This window comes from Paenibacillus tepidiphilus (assembly GCF_008635795.1).
Classification (GTDB): domain Bacteria; phylum Bacillota; class Bacilli; order Paenibacillales; family Paenibacillaceae; genus Paenibacillus_AQ; species Paenibacillus_AQ tepidiphilus.
Window position 1 is genome coordinate 174,033 of record NZ_VWRQ01000015.1, and the last position, 19,773, is coordinate 193,805.

Annotated in this window: 18 protein-coding genes; 11 read left to right on the top strand and 7 right to left on the bottom strand. The window is 47.1% G+C overall.

Annotated features, from left to right (window positions below; translation table 11 throughout):
- Window positions 1-24 precede the first annotated feature (24 nt).
- Both F1379_RS19415 and F1379_RS19420 read right to left on the bottom strand, forming a co-directional pair.
- Window positions 25-1,752, bottom strand: a complete 1,728-nt coding sequence (locus tag F1379_RS19415; RefSeq protein WP_150272863.1) for an AIPR family protein — start codon at window positions 1,750-1,752, stop codon at window positions 25-27.
- A gap of 152 nt (window positions 1,753-1,904) precedes the next feature.
- Window positions 1,905-2,249, bottom strand: a complete 345-nt coding sequence (locus F1379_RS19420; RefSeq protein WP_150272866.1) for a helix-turn-helix domain-containing protein — start codon at window positions 2,247-2,249, stop codon at window positions 1,905-1,907.
- A gap of 178 nt (window positions 2,250-2,427) precedes the next feature.
- On the opposite strand from F1379_RS19420, the gene F1379_RS19425 reads away from it, so the two are divergent.
- The 3 genes from F1379_RS19425 (at window position 2,428) to F1379_RS19435 (ending at window position 6,378) form a co-directional block, all read left to right on the top strand.
- Complete coding sequence (locus F1379_RS19425; RefSeq protein ID WP_150272869.1) at window positions 2,428-3,096, top strand: hypothetical protein; 669 nt, start codon at window positions 2,428-2,430, stop codon at window positions 3,094-3,096.
- Between the two features lie 251 nt (window positions 3,097-3,347).
- A complete protein-coding gene (locus F1379_RS19430) occupies window positions 3,348-5,126 on the top strand; it encodes a hypothetical protein (RefSeq protein WP_150272871.1) in 1,779 nt (592 codons plus the stop codon).
- 529 nt (window positions 5,127-5,655) lie between these two features.
- Complete coding sequence (locus tag F1379_RS19435; RefSeq protein ID WP_150272873.1) at window positions 5,656-6,378, top strand: hypothetical protein; 723 nt, start codon at window positions 5,656-5,658, stop codon at window positions 6,376-6,378.
- A gap of 26 nt (window positions 6,379-6,404) precedes the next feature.
- On the opposite strand, the gene F1379_RS19440 is transcribed toward F1379_RS19435, so the two are convergent.
- Both F1379_RS19440 and F1379_RS19445 read right to left on the bottom strand, forming a co-directional pair.
- A complete protein-coding gene (locus F1379_RS19440) occupies window positions 6,405-6,662 on the bottom strand; it encodes a hypothetical protein (protein ID WP_150272876.1) in 258 nt (85 codons plus the stop codon).
- A 309-nt stretch (window positions 6,663-6,971) separates the two neighbouring features.
- Window positions 6,972-7,535, bottom strand: a complete 564-nt coding sequence (locus F1379_RS19445) for a hypothetical protein (protein ID WP_150272877.1) — start codon at window positions 7,533-7,535, stop codon at window positions 6,972-6,974.
- An 827-nt stretch (window positions 7,536-8,362) separates the two neighbouring features.
- Between F1379_RS19445 and F1379_RS19450 the strand changes: the two genes are divergently transcribed.
- A complete protein-coding gene (locus F1379_RS19450) occupies window positions 8,363-8,896 on the top strand; it encodes a hypothetical protein (protein ID WP_150272881.1) in 534 nt (177 codons plus the stop codon).
- Window positions 8,897-9,010: 114 nt separating this feature from the next.
- Here the strand turns inward: F1379_RS19450 and F1379_RS19455 are convergent, their stop codons facing one another.
- Window positions 9,011-9,424, bottom strand: a complete 414-nt coding sequence (locus F1379_RS19455) for a hypothetical protein (RefSeq protein ID WP_150272883.1) — start codon at window positions 9,422-9,424, stop codon at window positions 9,011-9,013.
- A gap of 161 nt (window positions 9,425-9,585) precedes the next feature.
- Here F1379_RS19455 and F1379_RS19460 point away from each other — a divergent pair, with 161 nt between their 5' ends.
- Entirely contained in the window at window positions 9,586-10,536 is a 951-nt protein-coding gene (locus tag F1379_RS19460) for a hypothetical protein (RefSeq protein WP_150272885.1), read from the top strand.
- A 24-nt stretch (window positions 10,537-10,560) separates the two neighbouring features.
- A complete protein-coding gene (locus tag F1379_RS19465) occupies window positions 10,561-11,100 on the top strand; it encodes a metallophosphoesterase family protein (RefSeq protein ID WP_150272887.1) in 540 nt (179 codons plus the stop codon).
- A 141-nt stretch (window positions 11,101-11,241) separates the two neighbouring features.
- Here the strand turns inward: F1379_RS19465 and F1379_RS19470 are convergent, their stop codons facing one another.
- Window positions 11,242-12,726 carry an Lsa family ABC-F type ribosomal protection protein gene (locus tag F1379_RS19470; protein ID WP_150272889.1) on the bottom strand — a complete coding sequence of 495 codons (1,485 nt, stop codon included), beginning with the start codon at window positions 12,724-12,726 and terminating at the stop codon, window positions 11,242-11,244.
- Between the two features lie 524 nt (window positions 12,727-13,250).
- On the opposite strand from F1379_RS19470, the gene F1379_RS19475 reads away from it, so the two are divergent.
- Both F1379_RS19475 and F1379_RS19480 read left to right on the top strand, forming a co-directional pair.
- Complete coding sequence (locus F1379_RS19475; RefSeq protein WP_150272892.1) at window positions 13,251-15,350, top strand: TerD family protein; 2,100 nt, start codon at window positions 13,251-13,253, stop codon at window positions 15,348-15,350.
- Window positions 15,351-15,495: 145 nt separating this feature from the next.
- Window positions 15,496-16,062, top strand: a complete 567-nt coding sequence (locus F1379_RS19480) for a GNAT family N-acetyltransferase (protein ID WP_150272895.1) — start codon at window positions 15,496-15,498, stop codon at window positions 16,060-16,062.
- Here the strand turns inward: F1379_RS19480 and F1379_RS19485 are convergent.
- Complete coding sequence (locus tag F1379_RS19485) at window positions 16,056-16,586, bottom strand: DUF5412 family protein (RefSeq protein ID WP_150272897.1); 531 nt, start codon at window positions 16,584-16,586, stop codon at window positions 16,056-16,058. The genes F1379_RS19480 and F1379_RS19485 overlap by 7 nt on opposite strands.
- Before the next feature lie 163 nt (window positions 16,587-16,749).
- Here F1379_RS19485 and F1379_RS19490 point away from each other — a divergent pair, with 163 nt between their 5' ends.
- From F1379_RS19490 to F1379_RS19500, 3 genes are all read left to right on the top strand, one after another.
- Entirely contained in the window at window positions 16,750-17,472 is a 723-nt protein-coding gene (locus F1379_RS19490; RefSeq protein WP_420850515.1) for an ABC transporter ATP-binding protein, read from the top strand.
- The gene (locus tag F1379_RS19495) at window positions 17,465-19,069 is read left to right on the top strand and encodes a putative ABC transporter permease subunit (protein WP_150272899.1); all 1,605 of its coding nucleotides are present in this window, start codon (window positions 17,465-17,467) and stop codon (window positions 19,067-19,069) included. Before F1379_RS19490 ends, F1379_RS19495 begins: the two co-directional genes overlap by 8 nt.
- A gap of 173 nt (window positions 19,070-19,242) precedes the next feature.
- The gene (locus tag F1379_RS19500; protein WP_150272901.1) at window positions 19,243-19,494 is read left to right on the top strand and encodes a hypothetical protein; all 252 of its coding nucleotides are present in this window, start codon (window positions 19,243-19,245) and stop codon (window positions 19,492-19,494) included.
- The last annotated feature ends 279 nt before the right edge of the window (window positions 19,495-19,773 follow it).

Below are 19,773 nucleotides of genomic sequence, written 5' to 3' on the forward strand. Positions count from 1 at the left end.
AAGAACTAAAGATAAGGCCTTTTATTAGCGGCCCTCTAAATTTGTATATCTGCGGGTGATTTCCTGGTTTAATGCCTCTGTAAATGCTTCTGTTCTAATATTGTCGCGATTATATGTACCTCCAGTAACGGTAGCAACTAAATCAACGGACCGTCGAAAAACGTCTTTATATTGATGCTCATCCCAAAGAATATTCATTAATTGATTACAATAACGTGCCATGTCATTTGAATTAAAAAATCTCGGCATTTGTTGTGTAATAGCTAATTTTCTAAAAGCCATTAATAGATGGTACCTTGCTGGTTTCAATTCGGTTGAAATAGTTTGACTCCTAAAAAGGTATTCGAGACGATATTGAGAATACGCTGCAACGTAGTACATTTCAAGCTTATGCTCTGGATTAAAGATCTCAGTTCCAATATTTCTAAGTAATAGTTTATAGTTCCTTGAAGTACGATGGGGTAAATCAAGGAAAAATGATGCAAATGATTTAACCAAGGTGGTCATGTTCACAACACGCACTTTTTCTATATCAGGAACTGCATTGTATTGTCTGGATCTGCGTTCATAAAAAAGCTTTTTGTAACCATCAAACGTTGGGAAAAAGACTTCAAGTTTTTTTGGAAAATCGGATAAAGCGAATAACTGATCTTCTGTAACTTCTGTTTGTCGATTTGTAGCTTTAATAATTTGATTTTTGACTTCAGGATCAGTCGTTGCGATAAGTCTAATCGGAACCAGTACACTCTCATTAAGTGATTCTTTGGTTTCATGTAAAACGTAACTTGTTTGACATCCATTAACTATCTGATAATCTTCCACAACAAATCTGTTTCCAGTTGGGTGTAGTCTTTTGGCGACTATAGTAATTCCATTATTCAACAACGGAAAAAGATACTTTTTTGTGTCTTCTTCCAGGGTTTCTTTCATCTCAGTGTTTACCGGATTCCACTCTTGCCAATCACGGACATTATCGTAAAAGATGGATGTGTTCATATCCCCTGTATCATTTTCAATAAGTTTTAAAAACTCTGGAACTGGAACAAAACCCAGGTATGACTGTTCTACTCCATGTATCTCAGGGAATACAGTTCTGTTAATAAATAAAATTTCTTGAGTTATAGAGTTTCTAAGATTTCTATACAACGTCTGCAATCTTTCAGCATCAATACACTCGAATGTTACGCGTCTAAAAAGTCCTAGTTGTCTTAAGTCTTGAGTAACAGAATCTTTACGAACAACGAGGTTAGTATCATTAACCCAACGGCCTGTTGTTGCATAGTAGAGGAAACACTGAGGATTGCCTTTTCTGAAAAGGCGACTGTTAGAGAAGATTTCATTAATGATTTTTATTCTAGCTTTAATTGATTCGTTCTGAGGTAATGCAGGAGTATCCGAAAAAATATCTAAGAGACCGAACCCAAATTGTCCGATTTTCTGAGAATCGAAATTAGTTGATCGTTCGGACTGGACAAACACAAATGAAACATCTAGATAACCATTAGTCTCTGCTAAATCTTCAATTTCTTCTGGTTCAGTAACTAGGCATCCATTAACAATTATCGCAAAACAATCGATTCCGCAATCGTGGCCTGAACCGACAGCGATATCATAGGTGGAGAAAGATTCAGAGTAATGAGTAGCTGTTACTAATGCACCGGTGAAATGTTCAAATGCAGCCTCTTCTGGTAGATTGGCAAGTCCATTTTCATTTATAAATTCTTCTAAAAGATTTTTAGTTATTCGATCCATCTTGAGGGCCTTCTCTCACAGTTATTTCCTTAAATATACATTTGTTAATTGTGAAAAGTAAAGACTCTTTGTATGTATTATTTGTATACCGCAAATACATTAAAGGGTGTGATTTGTTTTTGAATTTATCTTATATTCCATATAAAATTCTTTCACTTAAACGCCCCTCGAACCTCTCTCACAATCCTCTTCATCCGCTCAATCTCTTCTACACTAAGCCCCTGCATAGCCACGGTATACTCATCAACTGCCTCCCGCTGAGCGGCCTCCACCTTATTCGTTTTATCATAACTCTGAAAGAACTCGCTTGGGTGAACCTTCAAAGCATCAATAATCTTCTCTAAAGAATCTATAGAAAAATTACGCTCTCCCCGTTCAACCGATCCTATGTATGCATCATCAAGGTTTGATAGCTCTGCAAGTTGCTGCTGTGTGAGGCCTTTGGCTTTTCGAATGTCCCTGATTCTATCTCCAACCGAGTTGCGTAGTTTTGTCATTATTAATCACCTCTCCTAAAGGTTAGGAGAGTCTAAGTATAATTAGCAGGGTTATAAAGGCGGTAAAAAGTATTGAATTAACTACTTATAAGGAGTATATTTTGTTTATTCTACTACTTCTCAGATATTAGATAAAGTGATTTTTTCTAACTTTACTTTTTATAAGGAGGATTAATGTATGCACCTATCCATCCTCAAATTCCTCGACCCCGACGTTCTTATCGATATGATCGAATTGGCGGAAGCAGCCGAGCAATGGCACAAAATGCTCTATATCACTAATGTCTTAAGGAATTACGCTCAGCGTATTTATGAGGAAAGACAGTATTGCAAGGCTGCAGGTAAGCCCGTTCCTCCAGTGAAGATGGATCAGCCGTTGATTTATTATTTTGGATATAGTGAGCAGATGCGCGGGATGGCTTATATGTACTTGGGTGAATATGAGCAGGCTGTGGACAGCATTTACCGCTATGCCGAGCTAGGCTGGATGGAGGACTTGGGAGAGGAGGGGCAGGCAATCGCCCGTGAATTCAGGTTCATAGCTAAAGTGAATCTATATGCCGTGGGGATTTTGTCTGGGCAGACAGAGCTTGTGAACGACTATGTTCTTGCTCTCCAGTCCTGTCCGCAAGGTATATTGGATGGGCTGACTGTTATTGTACAAGCGGCGCTGCGCTATGGACTGAATGTGGATGGGCATTTGGATCAATTGAATAGTGAGGTAAGGCAGACTCACCAATCGGTGAAGAACAGCGGTGTTCAAATCAAAATCCAGCGGCTACAGGTGCTTATCGCCCAATATAATGAGATGAGGATTCCGTGTATGGATTCCGGATGTTCCAATTAGGACCGTTTGCTTGAAGGCTGATGACCGTACTTTACATTCTACCCTGCTTCATTGACTATTCCCACCACCCATAATATTCTTATTCAAGAAGCATATAACAAGGCCGGAGCGTGGCCGTGAACTGACCATTCAGAGGCATATAACCTTAAGGGATTGCTGCCTCTTTTTTGTGCTTATAGATAGACGCCAGCTTCAGCGGTTCCAGAAGAATCAATGAAATTTAACCTTAGTCTAAGGAGCAATCCCTGTAGATGATTAAAAATTACAAAGGTTCTTTGATCGAACCTCTGAAAGAGAAAGAGTTGCACATCTTTCATGCGAATTCTGATATTGCGGAGTTAATCAAGAGCTTTACCCGCGTTCTGCGCGATGAAGTGCATGGATGTTATTTACTCGGGGGCTTTAGAGGGGCCGGTAAGACTTCGTTTGTCAATTTATGTTGTGTGAGTGTAGGGAACAGAAAGCTGGTTCGTATACAACTAGATTGCAGTAAGCTAGTCAATGTTAGCAATTTCCTGTTTTTCTTCGTGGAAGCACTAGCTGAAGAGACAAGTGGGCTTAAGTTGCCGGCCGCCGTGCATTCGGAGATTCAGACTCTCCGTGAGAAGGTAGCGTTCAAGAGTCTGAACAAAAAAATGCAAATTGCCATCAATAAGGAAATCGGGAATCAATCACAAGAGGAGCTAAGCGCGGAGAAGTTATCTATAAATTTCTCGATGCTAAATAAACTGCTTGGTTTTATAAAAAGCGGGGAGCGCCATGCCAAAACCCGGAATGAAGAGAATCGCTCGCTGGAAAGCTCTGAACTCTTCGAAGTGGAAGCAAGAAACGACGAATTTATACTGATAGAACACTTGTCGAAGGTATTGTGCCACATCAGCGAAGAAGGTTATCAGATTGTTAATGTCATTGATGAGATTGATAAGCAAACCCATACCTTCCTTGAGGATTTGTTCGGCGTGTACAAGAACCTGTTCTTGAACTCACACATGACTACAGTATTTGTGGTGGACCAGAACAAGTATCAGGACATTGTGTTTAGAGAAGAGGTCGATGATAATCTCAGGGTTTATTTCACGGGATGTTTCTATTTGCCGACCTTTGGCTTTGAGGATATTAAGGGCTATATGTACCGGGAGTTTCAAGTCACATCGAAGTGGGAGTGTTTAAAGGCTGCTTACTTGTCTAATGGGGCTATGCGGAAAATCAACACCTACTCCTATATGGATGGATACCAAGACTCTTATCTGCTGCAGAAGGCATCGCTATGGAAAGATATCCTTTCGGAGGCTGAGCGCAAGCTTATCCGACATCACCACCATGCCTATGTAAAGGATAAATTGAAGGTCATCGTAAAGGATACCATTGAAAGATTATTTTACACGGGAAGCATAGAACGCTCTAAATTAACCGATGCGCTTCAGGATAAGTTTCATAAGCATAATCTGCCTGTCGATGCCGTAGACATCATTCGTTGTATGGAACAAATAGCAACAAAGAATCCCAGTCTTATTGTTTTCTACAATGATATCAACGACAAAACCTATATTAAAGTGAATCCAAAGGATAGCATTGAGGCTTACAGAGATTCCGACGGCTCAACAATGACATTTCAATTGAATTCATGGGATATCGAAGACATCAACCGCACGTTTATCAAGAGTCAATCCGATCCTATTCCCATAGTGGAACGGGATACCCAAGGGTTCGAACATTTTATTCGTATCATTGAAACCAATATCCGCAGCATCAAAAACATTATTATCATTAAGAAGTTCTCCAATTGGGGTCAGAGTGAAGTGTATACATATTCGGCCATTCTAATTATGGATAAACCGGTGGGCAATGTGGTTTATGTCGTAGAAGAGTGCAGCTTCTCGTATGAGGGGCCGTTTACCGTTGAGCTATTAACTGATTTTATGTCTAAGCATAAGATTCCCAGGATTGTCATTGAGATGGACGACGAACCGATTCTCGAACATTTGGACTATATTTATGATGAAGTTGATAAAAAAATCTATCCGAGGTAAATAGATGCTAACTTATGTATGGATGATCCTTCAAGCCTTGCTGATTTACTTAACGCTAAGCATGTTATTCTGGGCTATTACACGGATAGTGATATACCTGTTCTATCTGTTGGTTTACAAGCTAGACAGCTGGTTTACCCAATGGTTACATCGCAGACCGTATCTGACCGCTGACAAAGGCATACAACTTCAGATGATGAGAATACATATTCGCTTGGATCAGCTTACGGATACGCTTCTGACGATCCACTACCGGTGGATGAAACGTAAACTTTATTTTCTCCGGATCAATGTTATTAATGCGCTTACGGCACTATTTGCATATCATCTGGCAAGCAACCTGTACGCAGTTATGGAGACATTTCGGGACACTGCACTCGATATTACGACCCTATATCACACAGTTGGCGATAAATTCAACGCTCTAGATGCCTCCAAGAAAAATTATGTTAAAGTGGCTCTGTGTGCGCCGCTGATCTGGTCCGGTTTCGAATATGGTATCTTTCGCATCTTTCATTGGAGTGACCGCATGATCCAGCATATCAGGTTCTTAAGAAGAATAGAGGAGACCATCGGGAGTAACATAACAAGTTTAAAAAGATGGCGCAGGGACCTTATCGTTCAGAAATTAGATGAACTCACAGCAAGTATCGGGTATACCCTTGAGAACGGTGAACTTGTCTCTCAAGATAGGGCTATGCTCCCCAGCAACATATATGAACAAAAAATAGATCAAACCATATTGATTAAAATCAGTGAGGTATTGTCTGAATTTCAGAAGATTCCTCGGCAGTCTCAATTCGATCTGGCATATCTGCATAGATTGCAGCAGAAGATTGAGGAGTTCATCCAGGTAAAGCTATCCGGCGGAATATTCTCATTAACTGAATATGAACAACTTGCGCTGGATAATTCCGGGCTGAGCGAACGCTCACAAAAGTGTGCGGAATACTTTTCAAAGAATAGAAATCAGATCTATAAGCACAAGTTCACGAAAGTGAGGGTGATAAGACAAGAAGTGCTTCAAAGGCTTGAATACTATGAGGAAATGGCGTTGCAATATACCAAGCAATATGAAGAGCATTTAAATAGCTATTATTTCAGTTTACTGGAGAACCGGTGCAGGATAGAATTTCTCTTTTCCCGGTTACGGCGAGAATTATATCCTTCGTATTTCATTGGCGATATCATCAATGTGCTGAGGTATGTCATAAGTAGATACCTGAGAATACTTGCTGTACTGATTGTTTGATCAGAAGCTTATTAAGGGCTGCAACCTCAACGATCTCGGCTAATAATATTTCGAACGAATCCATACAAGAACACCATAATACCAACTACGAGAAAGGGGATAACAAAGGCATTATCTTTGGGATCTATCCATGGTTTATTCAAGGTGCCTTGACCCGAAAAGGTTGCTAATCCGTTTGATGATAGTCCGCTACCGATCCAGTTTCCGAAACGATCAATGGTATACAGCACACCAGAGAAGATCACCAATATGGTCCCGATAATCTCGTAAAATCTTCCTTTCATATAAACACTCCTTATATTAAACTTTAACATTTTGCTTAAAGACTGATGGCTGTACTGCATAGCTCGTTCTATCTATAATCAATCCAAAATCCTATAAATAACATAAACTACTAGAAACAGTAACGCACAAGCAACAACGAAGAGACTAATAACACGACTGAATTTGTTTGTTTTACTTTTCAAGAATAAGTTTAGACCCACTCCTATGAGAAGTAGGCATATGAAAATGCTTAATATATCTACAAATACATGCAAAAAGATCACCCCACTATAAATTTGTGTGAAGCACCGCAAAATTACTAAAACTGATCAGAGTATTGGGAAACTTCCCACACTGTGCTGCTTCATGTTAAATACAGACATGCCTATGTATTCTTTACCTGTTGGTCTGGGATAATTGCTGCCTGCCTCCGGCTCACCGGGAATCTCGTAGTACATGGCTTCAATGGAGAATGAACCATCCGTCTCTTCGCCAAGCGGCTTCAGGCTGAGAATTACTCGATTCTGGTCTAGAAAAGACAATCCCGACTCTTCTCTGATCCGATGGTTCTGTATCCATTCTTTTATGGCGTCCATCATTTGCTTTTGTTCCTCTGTATTGTATTGAAATGCAGGGGTCACGGTTCCAAGATCCCGCAAAATGCTTTCAGATTCACGCACATATTGGGGAAATAAATTCTTCAATCCAGCTGCATGCTCCTCTGTGTTCTTTGCCTCTTCCTTAATAACAGCATTTTCGCTTGTGAGTATTTCGACCTCGGAGGTTAATTGCTTGATTATTGCCGCTTGGGAATTTAGCTTGTAACCCATTGCACCTACCGCTATCACAGAAGCGGCAGCGCCAATAATAATCCATTTGTATTTGTTCCACATCTAAGGTTACAACTCCCCTGTAAGTGAGCTAACAATTTGTTAGGGCTAGATGTTAATCCGTGGTTCTTTTCGTACAAAGAATAGAGAACAGATGAACACAATTGCGCTCCCTACACTTATGCCATAATACAAATACAGCATAGTATGAATGGAAGGGAGGCTTGTTCCCGTTGCCAAAAGAAGTCGTACCCCCGTTAGCGGCGTTGTTACTCCCCCAAGTTTAAAGAGAATATCAGGTATCACCTGGATTATACATAGTACGGAGTAGACGATAACCAGCACGAGAACGCCGAACTGTTTGTGCTGACGGTAGCTCTTAATGGCCAGGAGAAGAATAGCTATGATAAGCAAACCGTCAATAAAAAGCGGCCATCTTAATTCTGCGTAAAAATGATAGATTAGCGTGGTGTCCGGCCCGCCTGACAAGTCTCTTGTGAAGTGGGGAATCATACTTCTCCGAAGAATCGGATGTTGAGTTGACGATACGAACAGACATAGTGCATGACACGCAATCATGATCAGAATTTTCGTGTTAATCCATTTCCATCTCTTATCTGCTAACTCTGCCATTTGTTCCGCTCTCATCCCCAGTAATCTCCCAACCATTTGTTGAAGTGCTTGCTTTGTAATCATCATAGTTCTTTCCGCTGTTAATTTCTGTATAAGTGTTTTTGCTAGTGACGAATCTGGTGAAGGGCCGACACCGATTTTTTGTATAAGTCTCGCTGCTTTCTACTGGTTGTTCGAATGAATCCTCCGAACGGGTAGGATTGTTGAGTTGAAATGGAGAAAATAAGTATATCTAAATTAACTATCGAGGTGAGAAAATGGGCAAAGACCAACTCCTTGAAGAGATGAAGCAAGATATGTTGCGTGAAGTTCAGATTGCCGTTAAAGAAATTAAGTTGAATGAATCTGATGAAGTGTGTTATATCTCTCTTCTTGGAACTGACTACGAACCCGTACTTGGATTAATCACTCTTGGTATTAAATCATATCGGGACAAGATGATAAAAGAAGAGCACCCGCAAGCGCTTTGGTATCTGTGGAATTCTGGTGAGATGCCTGTTGAATATCAAGTAGGGCTTGAAAAGGTGCTGCCTTCCTTCATAGAGAAACAGGAAAAATTTGTAGAACTAATTGGAGACAGTGAGTGGGAAGATTATTGGAAAGCTTGTCAAGATGTTCGTTTTGAAGTTGCTTATCAATTAAACTCGTTAGATTGGAGTAGGATTTTGCCTGTCACAACTGATTTTGTTTTATATTCAGATTGGGAAGAACTTGACGTTGAGAATGGCGACTTAGAAAGAAGTATTCCAAAGGAAAAGCTTATAATCCTTAAGGAACTCGGACTAGCTTGATATGCTATATAACGGCAAACATTAATTGAACGACAATAGCGGCAGCAGAAACAACAGGAATATACAGCAATAACCAAGCCCCTCTACACTTACTGTGTGGAGGGGCTTAGCTTTTTACCGAAGCACTTCCTCATAAAGCGGAACCGCCCACTCCGTGATATCAATGGGATACACGTCCTTACCGTCCTTCTTATAGATTAACCGCGCTTCTCCGTTCAGCGGATGGTCGGCGATCAGGTTGAATACTTTGTGCTTGCCATTCTTGGCTTCCGAGAGGTTAAGCTCACGCATGAAGTCCGGCTCAATGCAGAACGCCAGGGATTCTCTGCCGCACACGAACAGGCACATATGAACGGATGGGTCAAGGCTGACTCCGAAGAAATAGTTCTCGGTTCTGGGATTGGAGGCGTGAATTTCGATAACCATGCGGTTGCACTGGTACAGGGCGCCTTTGATATGGTGGAGCTTGTGGCCCTGGAATACGTATTGCTCCAAAGCAGGGATATACTCGTTAACGGATGTTCTCATGTGCAGATCGTTCCTCTCATGGTTCATTTGGATAAGTCGATTGTATACCGGCATTCCTGCTCTTAATTTGTGAAAACGTGTTTTATCAAGAAATGCAAAAACGCAAACGGTAGCGGACCCTAAGCGTTACAATAGGAGTATGAAATGGTGGAGGCTATGCGATGAATTGGAATGAAAAGCCGTTCAAACAAATGGTTCGTATGATGAAGGAGGCTACGGCTGGAGGGAATCACGCCAAGGCGTTCCGGGACAAGGCAGACAATTGCAGGAACGTGAGTGTCTTCTTGCGTGAGGTCATGAATCAGCAGGTATCGCCTGAAGAATTGTCACACATGCAGCTGTATGCCCCCGAATACCCAGATCAAGGGCAGGACCCCCTATATGACCGGATTTACCGGATGATGGACCGGGATCTGGAGGATTTTGCGCGCGGCACGAAGGCCATGCAGGCTTTTGAGGAAGCTTGTGCGCTTCTTAAGAAGGGGATAGAAAGCAACACCAAGGGATTATTCCATGATCTGAACAAAAGGGAGATCGCCATCCGGCAGATGGACGAGGAACTGGCCAGGATCAAGGCTCAAGTCGGACTTTTGAAGAAGAGTAAGCGCAAACCAGCCAAGCAATCGGTGAGTACGGAAGGAGGTAACGCTGGCGTGAATGTGACCAATGTAATGAAGGAAATCTTTGAGCTGCTTGACCGGCTGGAGCAGGCGAATGAGGCCGTACCGGATAACGTCGAGGACTCAATTTGGGATGAGGATTGTGAGAAGCTGATCGCTGTGGGGAATAGGGAGTATTTTGTGCTGCAAGGGGAAGAAAGAGCGGTGGCCTTTGCGGTGCTGGAGACACCACTTACCCGTGACATACAGCTGATTCGTCTGGGATCGGATTACTGGAGGGATGCGGAGGAGACTTTGGGCTTTAATGATGAAGCCTTTTATGTAGAGTCTTACCCGGATCTGGCTGAAGCTTTGGCTGAAATTCTCAATGCTATTAACTCGGAGGATGATCTGGAGCTGGGCAACGGAGAGGGTGGCCTTGCTCTGCACTATGATACACGCTCATCCTTGAGCGACAAATTCAGTCGGCTGCTATCCGGTGAGGCGGGATAAAAGAGATATAAAGGAGAGTACCCTATGCAACGTTATTACATTGCCGATCCGCATTTCGGACATGCGAACATCATCCATATGACGAAGCGCCCGTTCGCAACCGTTGAGGCTATGGATCAGGCCATGATTGACGCCTGGAACGAGAGAGTAACCGATGAGGACGAGGTGTATATTATCGGTGATTTGATATACCGCTCAAGGTTTACAGCAGGCTATTATTTATCGCAATTGAAGGGGAGCAAGCATTTAATACTGGGCAACCATGATAAGTGGCTGAAGCCCGAGGAGCACCATCATTTTTTTGAAAGCATCAGTCATATCAAGGAATTAACCGATGAGGGAAAATATCTCGTCCTATGCCATTATCCGCTGGCGGAGTGGCCCGGCTTCCACCGGAACAGCCTGCATATCTTCGGCCATATCCACAATACCCGTGAAGGGGATGCCTTTCGTTACTACCAGGGCAATACCCGGATGCTGAATGCCGGTGTGGACATCAATCATTATGCTCCGGTCCGGCTTCAGGAGCTTATAGACAATAATGAGAAATGGCGGAGAGAATGACCTGACAAGTATGACTTACAAGTATGACCTCGGCATTCTCCCCGCATGCTTTCCGTGAACCGCCAGAGCCTCCTCGAGGCGGTCCACCCCATCATCTACAACCTCAAGCTCTGTGAGCATTTCAATCCTCCTCCATTACCCTCACCCCTCCAGCTCTACCACCTTACTCGCAATATTCCGGCAGAACTCGCTGTCATGCTCCACGAACAGGATGGTCGGGGAGTGGGCGAGCAGCAGCTCTTCGATCTGCATGCGGGAGATGACGTCGATGAAGTTGAGCGGTTCGTCCCAGATATGCAGGTGGGCGGGCTCGCAGAGGCTCTTCGCGATCAGGACCTTTTTCTTCTGGCCGCCGCTAAAGGAAGCGATGTCCTTCTCAAACTGCAGGCGCGAGAAGTCGAGCTTGCGCAGAATCGATTTGAACAGGCTCTCGTCAATACCGCTGCTCTGGGCGTAATCCGTCAGGCTGCCTTGCAGGTGCGAGGTGTCCTGGGAGACATAAGAGATGTGCAGCTGGCTGCCGATGCGGAGCGTACCGGAGTATGGAATGTCCTCGCCGCAGATCAGCTTCAGCAGGCTGGATTTGCCGGAGCCGTTCGGACCGGAGAGAGCGATGCGGTCGCCTTGGTTGATGGCGAAGCTCACGCCCTGCGTGACGGTCCGCTCGCCGTAATGGATGGACACGCCGTCCAGCTCGACCATCTGCTGTTTGTGGTAGGGGAGCTGCGAGATCTTCAGGCTTTCCGCGCTCTCGATGTTCTTCAGCAGCCCGGATTTCTCGTCGATGGCGGATTGCTGGCGCTGCTCGATGGATTTGGAGCGCTGCATCATCTTCGCGGCCTTGTGGCCGACATAGCCCTTGTCGAGCTTCGAGCCGGAGTTGCGGGTGCCGTTCTTCGACTTCTCGACCGCGTCCGACCAGTTACTCGTGCGCCCCGCCGCTTCGGACAGCCGCTTGATGTCCTTCTTCAGATGCTCGTTCTGGGCCAGCTCCAGATTGTCGCGCCGCTCCTTGTTCTCCCACCAGTCGGAGAAGTTGCCTTTCTGAATCTCGATACTCGTCTTATTGATCGACAAAATATGGTCGGCGCAGCGGTCAAGAAACGCCCGGTCATGCGACACCAGGATGAAGCCGCGCTTCTGGCTCAGGTATTCGCTGACCAGTCTCCGGGCATGGAGGTCCAGGTGGTTGGTCGGCTCGTCGATCAACAGGAAGCTGTTCTCCTTCAGGAACAGGGCAGCCAGTAGCACCTTGGTCTGTTCGCCGCTGGACAGTGACGCAAACGGGCGGTACAGCACGTCTTCGTCCACCTTAAGGAGCGACAGCTCGCGCTGGAGCCGCCAATACTCGTAGTCCGGGTAAATGTCGGCGACGATGTCGAGGGTCATATTCTCCTTGTTCTCCACGGGAAAAGGGAAATAATCGAAGCTTACATCCGTGGAAATCGTTCCGCCGTATTCGTATTTGCCGAGCAGCAGGTTCATGAATGTGGTCTTGCCCCGGCCGTTGCGCCCGGTGAAGCCGAGCTTCCAATTGCTGTCGAGCTGAAAGCTGACGTTCTCGAAGATATTGTCATAGCTGCCGTCATAGGCAAAGGTCAGGTTGGTTACTTGAATCAATGACATAAAGCAATACACCTCCTGTATGCAAAACAAAATGAGCCGCAAGAAAGTTACCTTTCCCGCAGCTCATTCCCTACAGCAAACACGGACCCGTTGCCGGGCCGGTTAAGGGTATATTTCATGAGTGAGGAGAATAAAGTAACCTTCTTGCCGGGACGTATTAAAGAATCCGCGCAGCACCAATAGCCCGCTACATCCTTTAACCATCAGCAAGAAATCCTACATTATTCTCTTCAGCTCCTTCGCGTATAGTCAGCGCCAGTGTAACATACGGGGGAGGTGATTTCAATATTTAGGCAGATTCTTCCGCCGTCGTAATACTTTCGCCCTGTTGGCCCTCCACCCCATGTGGCAAAATAAAACCATCCTTCAGGCTATTGCGGTCCTTCCTTCTACTCAAACTGGCTATTAGGGCCGCAGCTTTCCTGAAGGTGTTTACTTCAGAGAGGAGGCGTCCAGGCTATCGTATTCCTTCCTTTTACTTGAATTTAAATCATTAGGGATACGGCTTTCCTGGACACTTTACTATGAACATGAATTCCATTTATGTGCGAAGAGCGAGCAAGATTATAGTTGGTCAGGCAGAATCAGCCGGCCGGCTCCCGGATGGCTATGTAGCGGCGGCGCTGCGGAACATCGAGGCGCTGGGCTTCATGCTCTCGCCGGCATTGCTCCGCGCGGTGCGCGAACTGCCGCGCGAGAAGTTCGAAGCGCTGCATCAGCAACTGATCGCTGATCTGCGGGTGCGGGTCGGAGCGCATGTGAAGTATGCGCTGATGTATCCGGGGTTCCCGGAGCAGGTCATGCTGGAAGACGAGGCCATTCTGTATTTGAACGCGATTTATCATTATATGACTTTGGATGTTCCGGAGCAGAACTGGCCGGAAAGAGAGCCGTCCGAGGATCAAGTGAAGCTGAAAGTAATCGACCTGGGAAGCCGGGCGGAATTCTGCACGCTGATCTCGCAGCTGATGGCGGCCAAAGGCTCAATCTCAGCTACAGATCAAGATGACATTGACGCCGTGATTGCGGCGATGGACCCGGAAGAGCTGGAAGAGCTGCTGCCGCCTGAGATTCCATTTAAGGAGAACGCGGCATTCATCGCCGGGTCACTGATTAAGCATGACAAGGCTGGACTTGCAGTCATCGGACGGTATTTCAAGACGGCGACGGATGTGCTGCGCCTGGCGGTAGCCTGGTCGGACGGCGATGTCAGTCTAGCGGCGGCCACGCGCTTCCGCAAGTTCAAGCGGCGCGAGCGCCGGCTGCTGCTCGGACTGCTGGAGCAGTGCCCGGCCATCACCGGGGATATGCTGCGCTACAAGGACCGCTGGATTCGCCTGGGCGAAATCCTGCATCCTGCGGAGTATCAGGCGCGGTATATGCGCTGTGCAGAGGCTTTTGATATCCTACGCAATAATAAACCGTTTACGACCTTTAATGGCAAAGTGGAGCTGGCCCTCCAGTACAAACAGGTATGGGAGGCCATGGACCTGTTGATGGAGCGCCCGGGCGAGTTCGCGCGGAGGCTGGATCATCTGCTGCGCTCGGCGGAAGACGAGGAATATGTGGTGCTCGCCTTCGGCGAGGTGGCAGAGCAGGTGGCTACGCCGGTGCTGCTGCAGGTGAAGAACCATTTTGCGCGGCGGCGGGAGCCGCAGGAGCTGCGGGTATTCTTCCCGAAGGGCAACGTTGCCAAAGCCTTTGCCATCCCCGATACGCTGTCGGCAATTAATGAAACAGCCTGTCAGGGCATCGTGGATGTATGCGAGCGGGCGCTGATTGAGCGCTTCTCGGCGCTTCCGCCTTTGGGGAAAGTGTACATCGATGAACGGCTGAAGAACTATCATGTGCCGTTCTCGCAGCGGTCGGCCAGCAAGGCGCTGCATACGCTGGTCCGGGGCAGCCGAATTCCCATGGGCGAGGGTGATACGGTCCGCTTTTTCAACTGGTGGAAAGAAGGTGTGGTTGACGGCGTGCCTACAGGCCGCGTAGATATTGACCTGTCTGCGGTGATGTACGACCATAACTGGCAGTATGTCGAGCATATCTCCTACACCAACCTGCGCTCGTCGCAATATTTGGCGGCCCATAGCGGGGATATCGTGTCGGCGCCGCATGGGGCCTGCGAGTTCATCGACCTGCATATCCCGTCGATCGTGGATTATGGGGGAAGGTATGTGGTGGCTTCGCTGCATTCCTTCACGGAGCAGCCGTACTGCAATCTGCCGGAGTGCTTCGCGGGCTGGATGATGCGGAAGAAGCCGGGCTCCGGGGAGATCTTCGAGCCGAAGACGGTAGCGAACAAGATCGATGTCACCGCCGATACGCAAATCGCCATTCCCGTGATTCTGGACCTGGTGGAGCGCACCGTCATCTGGACTGACCTGTCTCTGACGAAGTACCCGCACTACTACAACAATGTGGAGGGCAATCAGAAGGGCATGGTCCTGATCGGCAAAGCGATGTCATCGCTGCGGAAGCCGGACCTGTACGACCTGTTCCTGCTGCATGCCAAGGCCCGCGGGCAGCTTGCGGAATCCGGGACCCATGCCGATACCGTATTCGCAGTGGACCGGGGAGTCACGCCTTATCAGATCGAGGAGATTATGGCCGAATACATGTAGACCCGCCAGGAGGTGCTGGCGGGTTCTTTTTATAGATATATTTTGATTGAAAGAAGCAAGCGAACGTTCTATAATACTGAATAAGAACACTTGTTTGTGTTGAGGAATAAATTACATATTGATATTGGAAGGTGAATTATTGGATATGAATCCATTTGAGAGCTGTCCAAGATATGAAAGTGATCATTTCGTATTTACCAGAGTTAAAGAAGAAGATGCGAAGGAACTGTTTGAGTGTTATTCCGACCCGATTACCAAAGGTCATATGAATAATGATAATTGCGGCGGCGAATGGGATTGTCACAATATAGATATTGTCAGACAAGGGATTAGGGGATGGAACCAGGAATTTGACGAGGGATTCTTTATCCGGTGGTCTGTAAGTTACAAGCCGCTGAATAGAATCATTGGAACGATTGAATTAGCGCCTATCCCTAATACAACAAGGTTTCTGGATGGTATCTGCCAAACCGGTATTCTGCGAATGGACATCATTTCAAGCCTTGAAATTCAGGCAATCTTCTCAGAGATACTGGGAATGGCAACGGATCATTTATACATAGATTTTGGTATAGAACATATTATTACAAAGGCCCCCAAAGACGATATCCCAAGAATTCAAGCCTTAGAGGATAACCATTTCTCCAGAATTGAGGATAAGAGGGTTATACCTTTTGATGATTATTATCTGAAAAAGAATAGTAACTATTGAACAATTAATGCGCGCCTTTCCGCCACATTCAGCGAATGCCCGTTGATGAGGAGGGTGTGGTTATTTTCCCAATGCGTTTCTACCTGGTTGGCTTTGTCCTCGTAGTAAATGTTTTTCTTCAACCAGAGCGGGCCCTTTAATTCCCCTACCACTCCGAAGGAGCCCATTGCCCCCGAGTCTGTAGCATAGAAGTTAATTGTGTACTTCGCATCCGGGGAGTGGACGGTGGTCAGATGTTCTTTGGCACCCGAGAACACGGCTGTTAACAGCAGAACCAGAGAGAGAATGCCCACGAGAACCGTGGATAGGACTGTGGAGAACCAGCTTCTGAATTTGGCGAACCAAGAGGACTTATCCCGGAAGCCCCGAATGGCTGCAATCAGCACGATGACCGCAAGAATCAGCAGCACGTAGACCGGAGGGGCTATTCTCCATTGGTCATTCCACCGGGCATACAGGGAGTAGCCTATTGCGGCGTACAGGACAAGCACGGACAGGAATGCGGACCAGTTATATTTTCTCATGAACCAATCACCTCGACTTACCCCTAAATATACCAAATCCCACTCTGTAAAAAAAGTTCCAGCCCCAATGAACGATCTTTGGCAGGTATCCGTATTATCTATATATTCGAAAGACGGGCAGGGAGCCCGTTGCTGTTACGGTATCGAAAGGGGCGTGAACGGGATGAAGGAAATCCTCAGCATCAGACATTATTCCAAGAGCTATAAGGGCGGCAAGAAGGCGGTAGACGATCTCAATCTGACAGTCGAGCAGGGGGATATTTACGGCTTCATCGGGCATAACGGGGCAGGGAAGACGACAACAATCCGGGCTGTGGTGGGGGTGCTGGATTTCGAAGAGGGCGACATTCAAATTGACGGCATTTCCATCAAGAAAGACCCTGTAGCCTGCAAAAAGGTGACCGCCTACATTCCCGACAACCCGGATCTGTACGACCACCTGACCGGTATTCAGTATCTCAATTTCATTGCTGATCTCTTCGGCGTCTCCAAGCCCGACCGCGAGGCCCGGATTCAGAAATACGGCGACGACTTTCAGATTACGGCCAGCTTTGGGGATCTGATCTCCTCCTATTCACACGGGATGAAGCAGAAGCTGGCGATCATCTCGGCGCTGATCCATCAGCCGAAGCTGCTGGTGCTGGATGAGCCGTTTGTGGGACTGGACCCGCAGGCTGCGCACACACTGAAGACGGTGATGGCTGAGCTGTGCCGGGGCGGGAGCGCGATTTTCTTCTCCACCCATGTACTGGATGTAGCCGAGAAGCTGTGTAATAAGATCGCGATTATCAAAGGGGGCAAGCTGGTCACCCACGGCAGAACCGAAGAGGTTACTGGCGACAACAGTCTCGAAGAAGTGTTCCTGGAGCTGATCAAGCATGATTAATATCTGGAGATTGACTAGAATTCAGCTGCTGTCCTCCTTCGGCCTTAATAAAGCGCTGCACACGCGGGAACGGAAGGAACGGAACAATCTGCTGCTGCTGGGCGCGGCGGTTCTGCTCTGTGTGGTGATGCTGGCGGCCTTCTCTTTCGGCTACAGCTACATGCTGGCGCAGACCCTCGAAGCAATAGGACGGGTGGATCTGCTACTCGCGCTGATGATGGCTGTCACTTCACTGATCGGGTTCTTCACAACGGTGTACAAGGCCGGCGGCGTGTTGTTCGGCTTCAAGGATTATGATCTGGTGATGTCGCTGCCGGTCAAGACCAGTACCGTGGTGGCGAGCAGGGTGCTGCAGCTGTATGCGCTGAATATATTTTTCACGCTGCTGGTGATGGTTCCGGCCGGTGTGGTGTACGCCATGCGAGTGAATCCGGGCTTCTTATACTATCCGTTCTTTCTTCTTACGCTGCTGTGCATCCCGCTGGTGCCGATCATTGGCGCTACGGTGGTTGGTGCGCTCATCAGCTGGGCCGCTTCGCGGTTCAGAGGGAGCCGGACGGTTCAGCTTGTGCTGACCATTGCTTTTGTTATTGCGCTGATGGCCGGGTCGTTCGGGATCAATAACAATGAGCAGGTGCAGGCGCTGGCGGATATGGGGGCGCAGCTGGCCGATTCGGTGTTCCGGCTGTATCCGCTGGCGTCCATGTATGTGGAAGCTGTCTGCTCGTACAAGGCGGGCTCCCTGCTGTTATTTGTAGGCATATCGCTGATGGCGTTCCTGCTGTTTACTTATGTGCTGGGCAGCAGATTCAAGGCGATTCATACCGGGCTGAACACATCTCGTACTGGCGGCAAATACCGGATGAAATCACTGAAGACCTCGACTCCCTTCCGGGCCTTATACGGCAAGGAGCTGCGCCGGTATTTCAGCTCTTCGATTTACGTTATGAACACGGGCATAGGGATGATTATGCTGCTGGTGATGGCGGTGGCACTGCTGTTCGTCAGTGCGGATCAGTTGGGACAGCTAGTGGATGTCCCGCAGCTCGCCGATTATCTGAATACACTGGCCCCGCTGGTGGTTTCGCTCTTCGTCGCTTTAAGCTGCACAACGTCCAGTTCAATATCTATGGAAGGCAAGAATCTGTGGATTCTCCAAAGCTCGCCCGTTCCGGCGCGCACCATCCTGATGAGCAAAATCGCGGTGAATCTCACCGTCACCTTGCCGGTCCTGATTGTCAGCTGGGGGCTGCTGAATGTATCCCTGCGCACCGGATGGGTGGAGAGCCTGCTGCTGCTGGCGATTCCGGCCATCTATGCCTGCTATTCGGCCATGCTGGGGGTGCTGGTTAACCTCAAGCTGCCCAATCTGGAGTGGACCAGTGAGGTGACGGCGATCAAGCAGAGCGCGGCGGTTATTGTCGCGATGCTGATCGGCTTCATCAGTCTGGTCATCCCGTTTGCGGCGGCGCTACTGCTGCCGGGGGTGGACGGCAATCTGCTTCTGGCAGCGATTGGGCTGGTGCTGCTGGCGGTATGCGGCGGGATGTACAGGGTGATCCGGACCCGCGGGGAAAGGATGTTCCGCGGGTTGTAGTGGAGGTGCGGACCGGGCCGAGAACCATTGTATATGCATATGGGGGCATACGCATACTTGCACCGGGCAGAAATGAGACTAATGAGTTGAGTTGTTATTCTCGATTAAGTCAGGTAGAATTTTCCTCAAAAGCTTGGCAGTAATCGCCGAGGGATTGAGGTGGGGAAATGGGATTGAAAGTTGTTGAACTGGCGATTGTATTAAATGAGAATCCGCGCGCTGAACATGCCGATCTTGTTGCATTGCCCTTTATTCCGAGAACAGGCGAGCTGCTGCTATGGAATAGCAAGCTCTATCTGGTGACCAATGTGTTATATGCCTTTAACACAGACCCGGCCGATTACAATTATGACGCTGATCCCAACAGACAGAGTACGGTAGCCCATGATGTATGCTATAAGGTTTTTTTGGAGCCTGCCAGATAAAAGCTTTAGGGCCGCATGGAGGCCGGATGTCCAACCTTTCGTCGCAGCCAAGGCCAATCCTCATCTTTAATTCAAACGTTCATAGCAGATAGTTCGATAATCGCACACTAATTTTACCTTTTTCACGGGTTTCAGCAATCTAATTGGATTATCGCAACTTAATTCGAGCGATCTTGATGTATTTAGATGGCGTAAAATAAGTTGTGTACCAAGATTTGGGGCCTAGTCAGGCAACAAAAAAGTAGGGTATTCTCGGGATTGTTGAAGTCCACCAAGAAA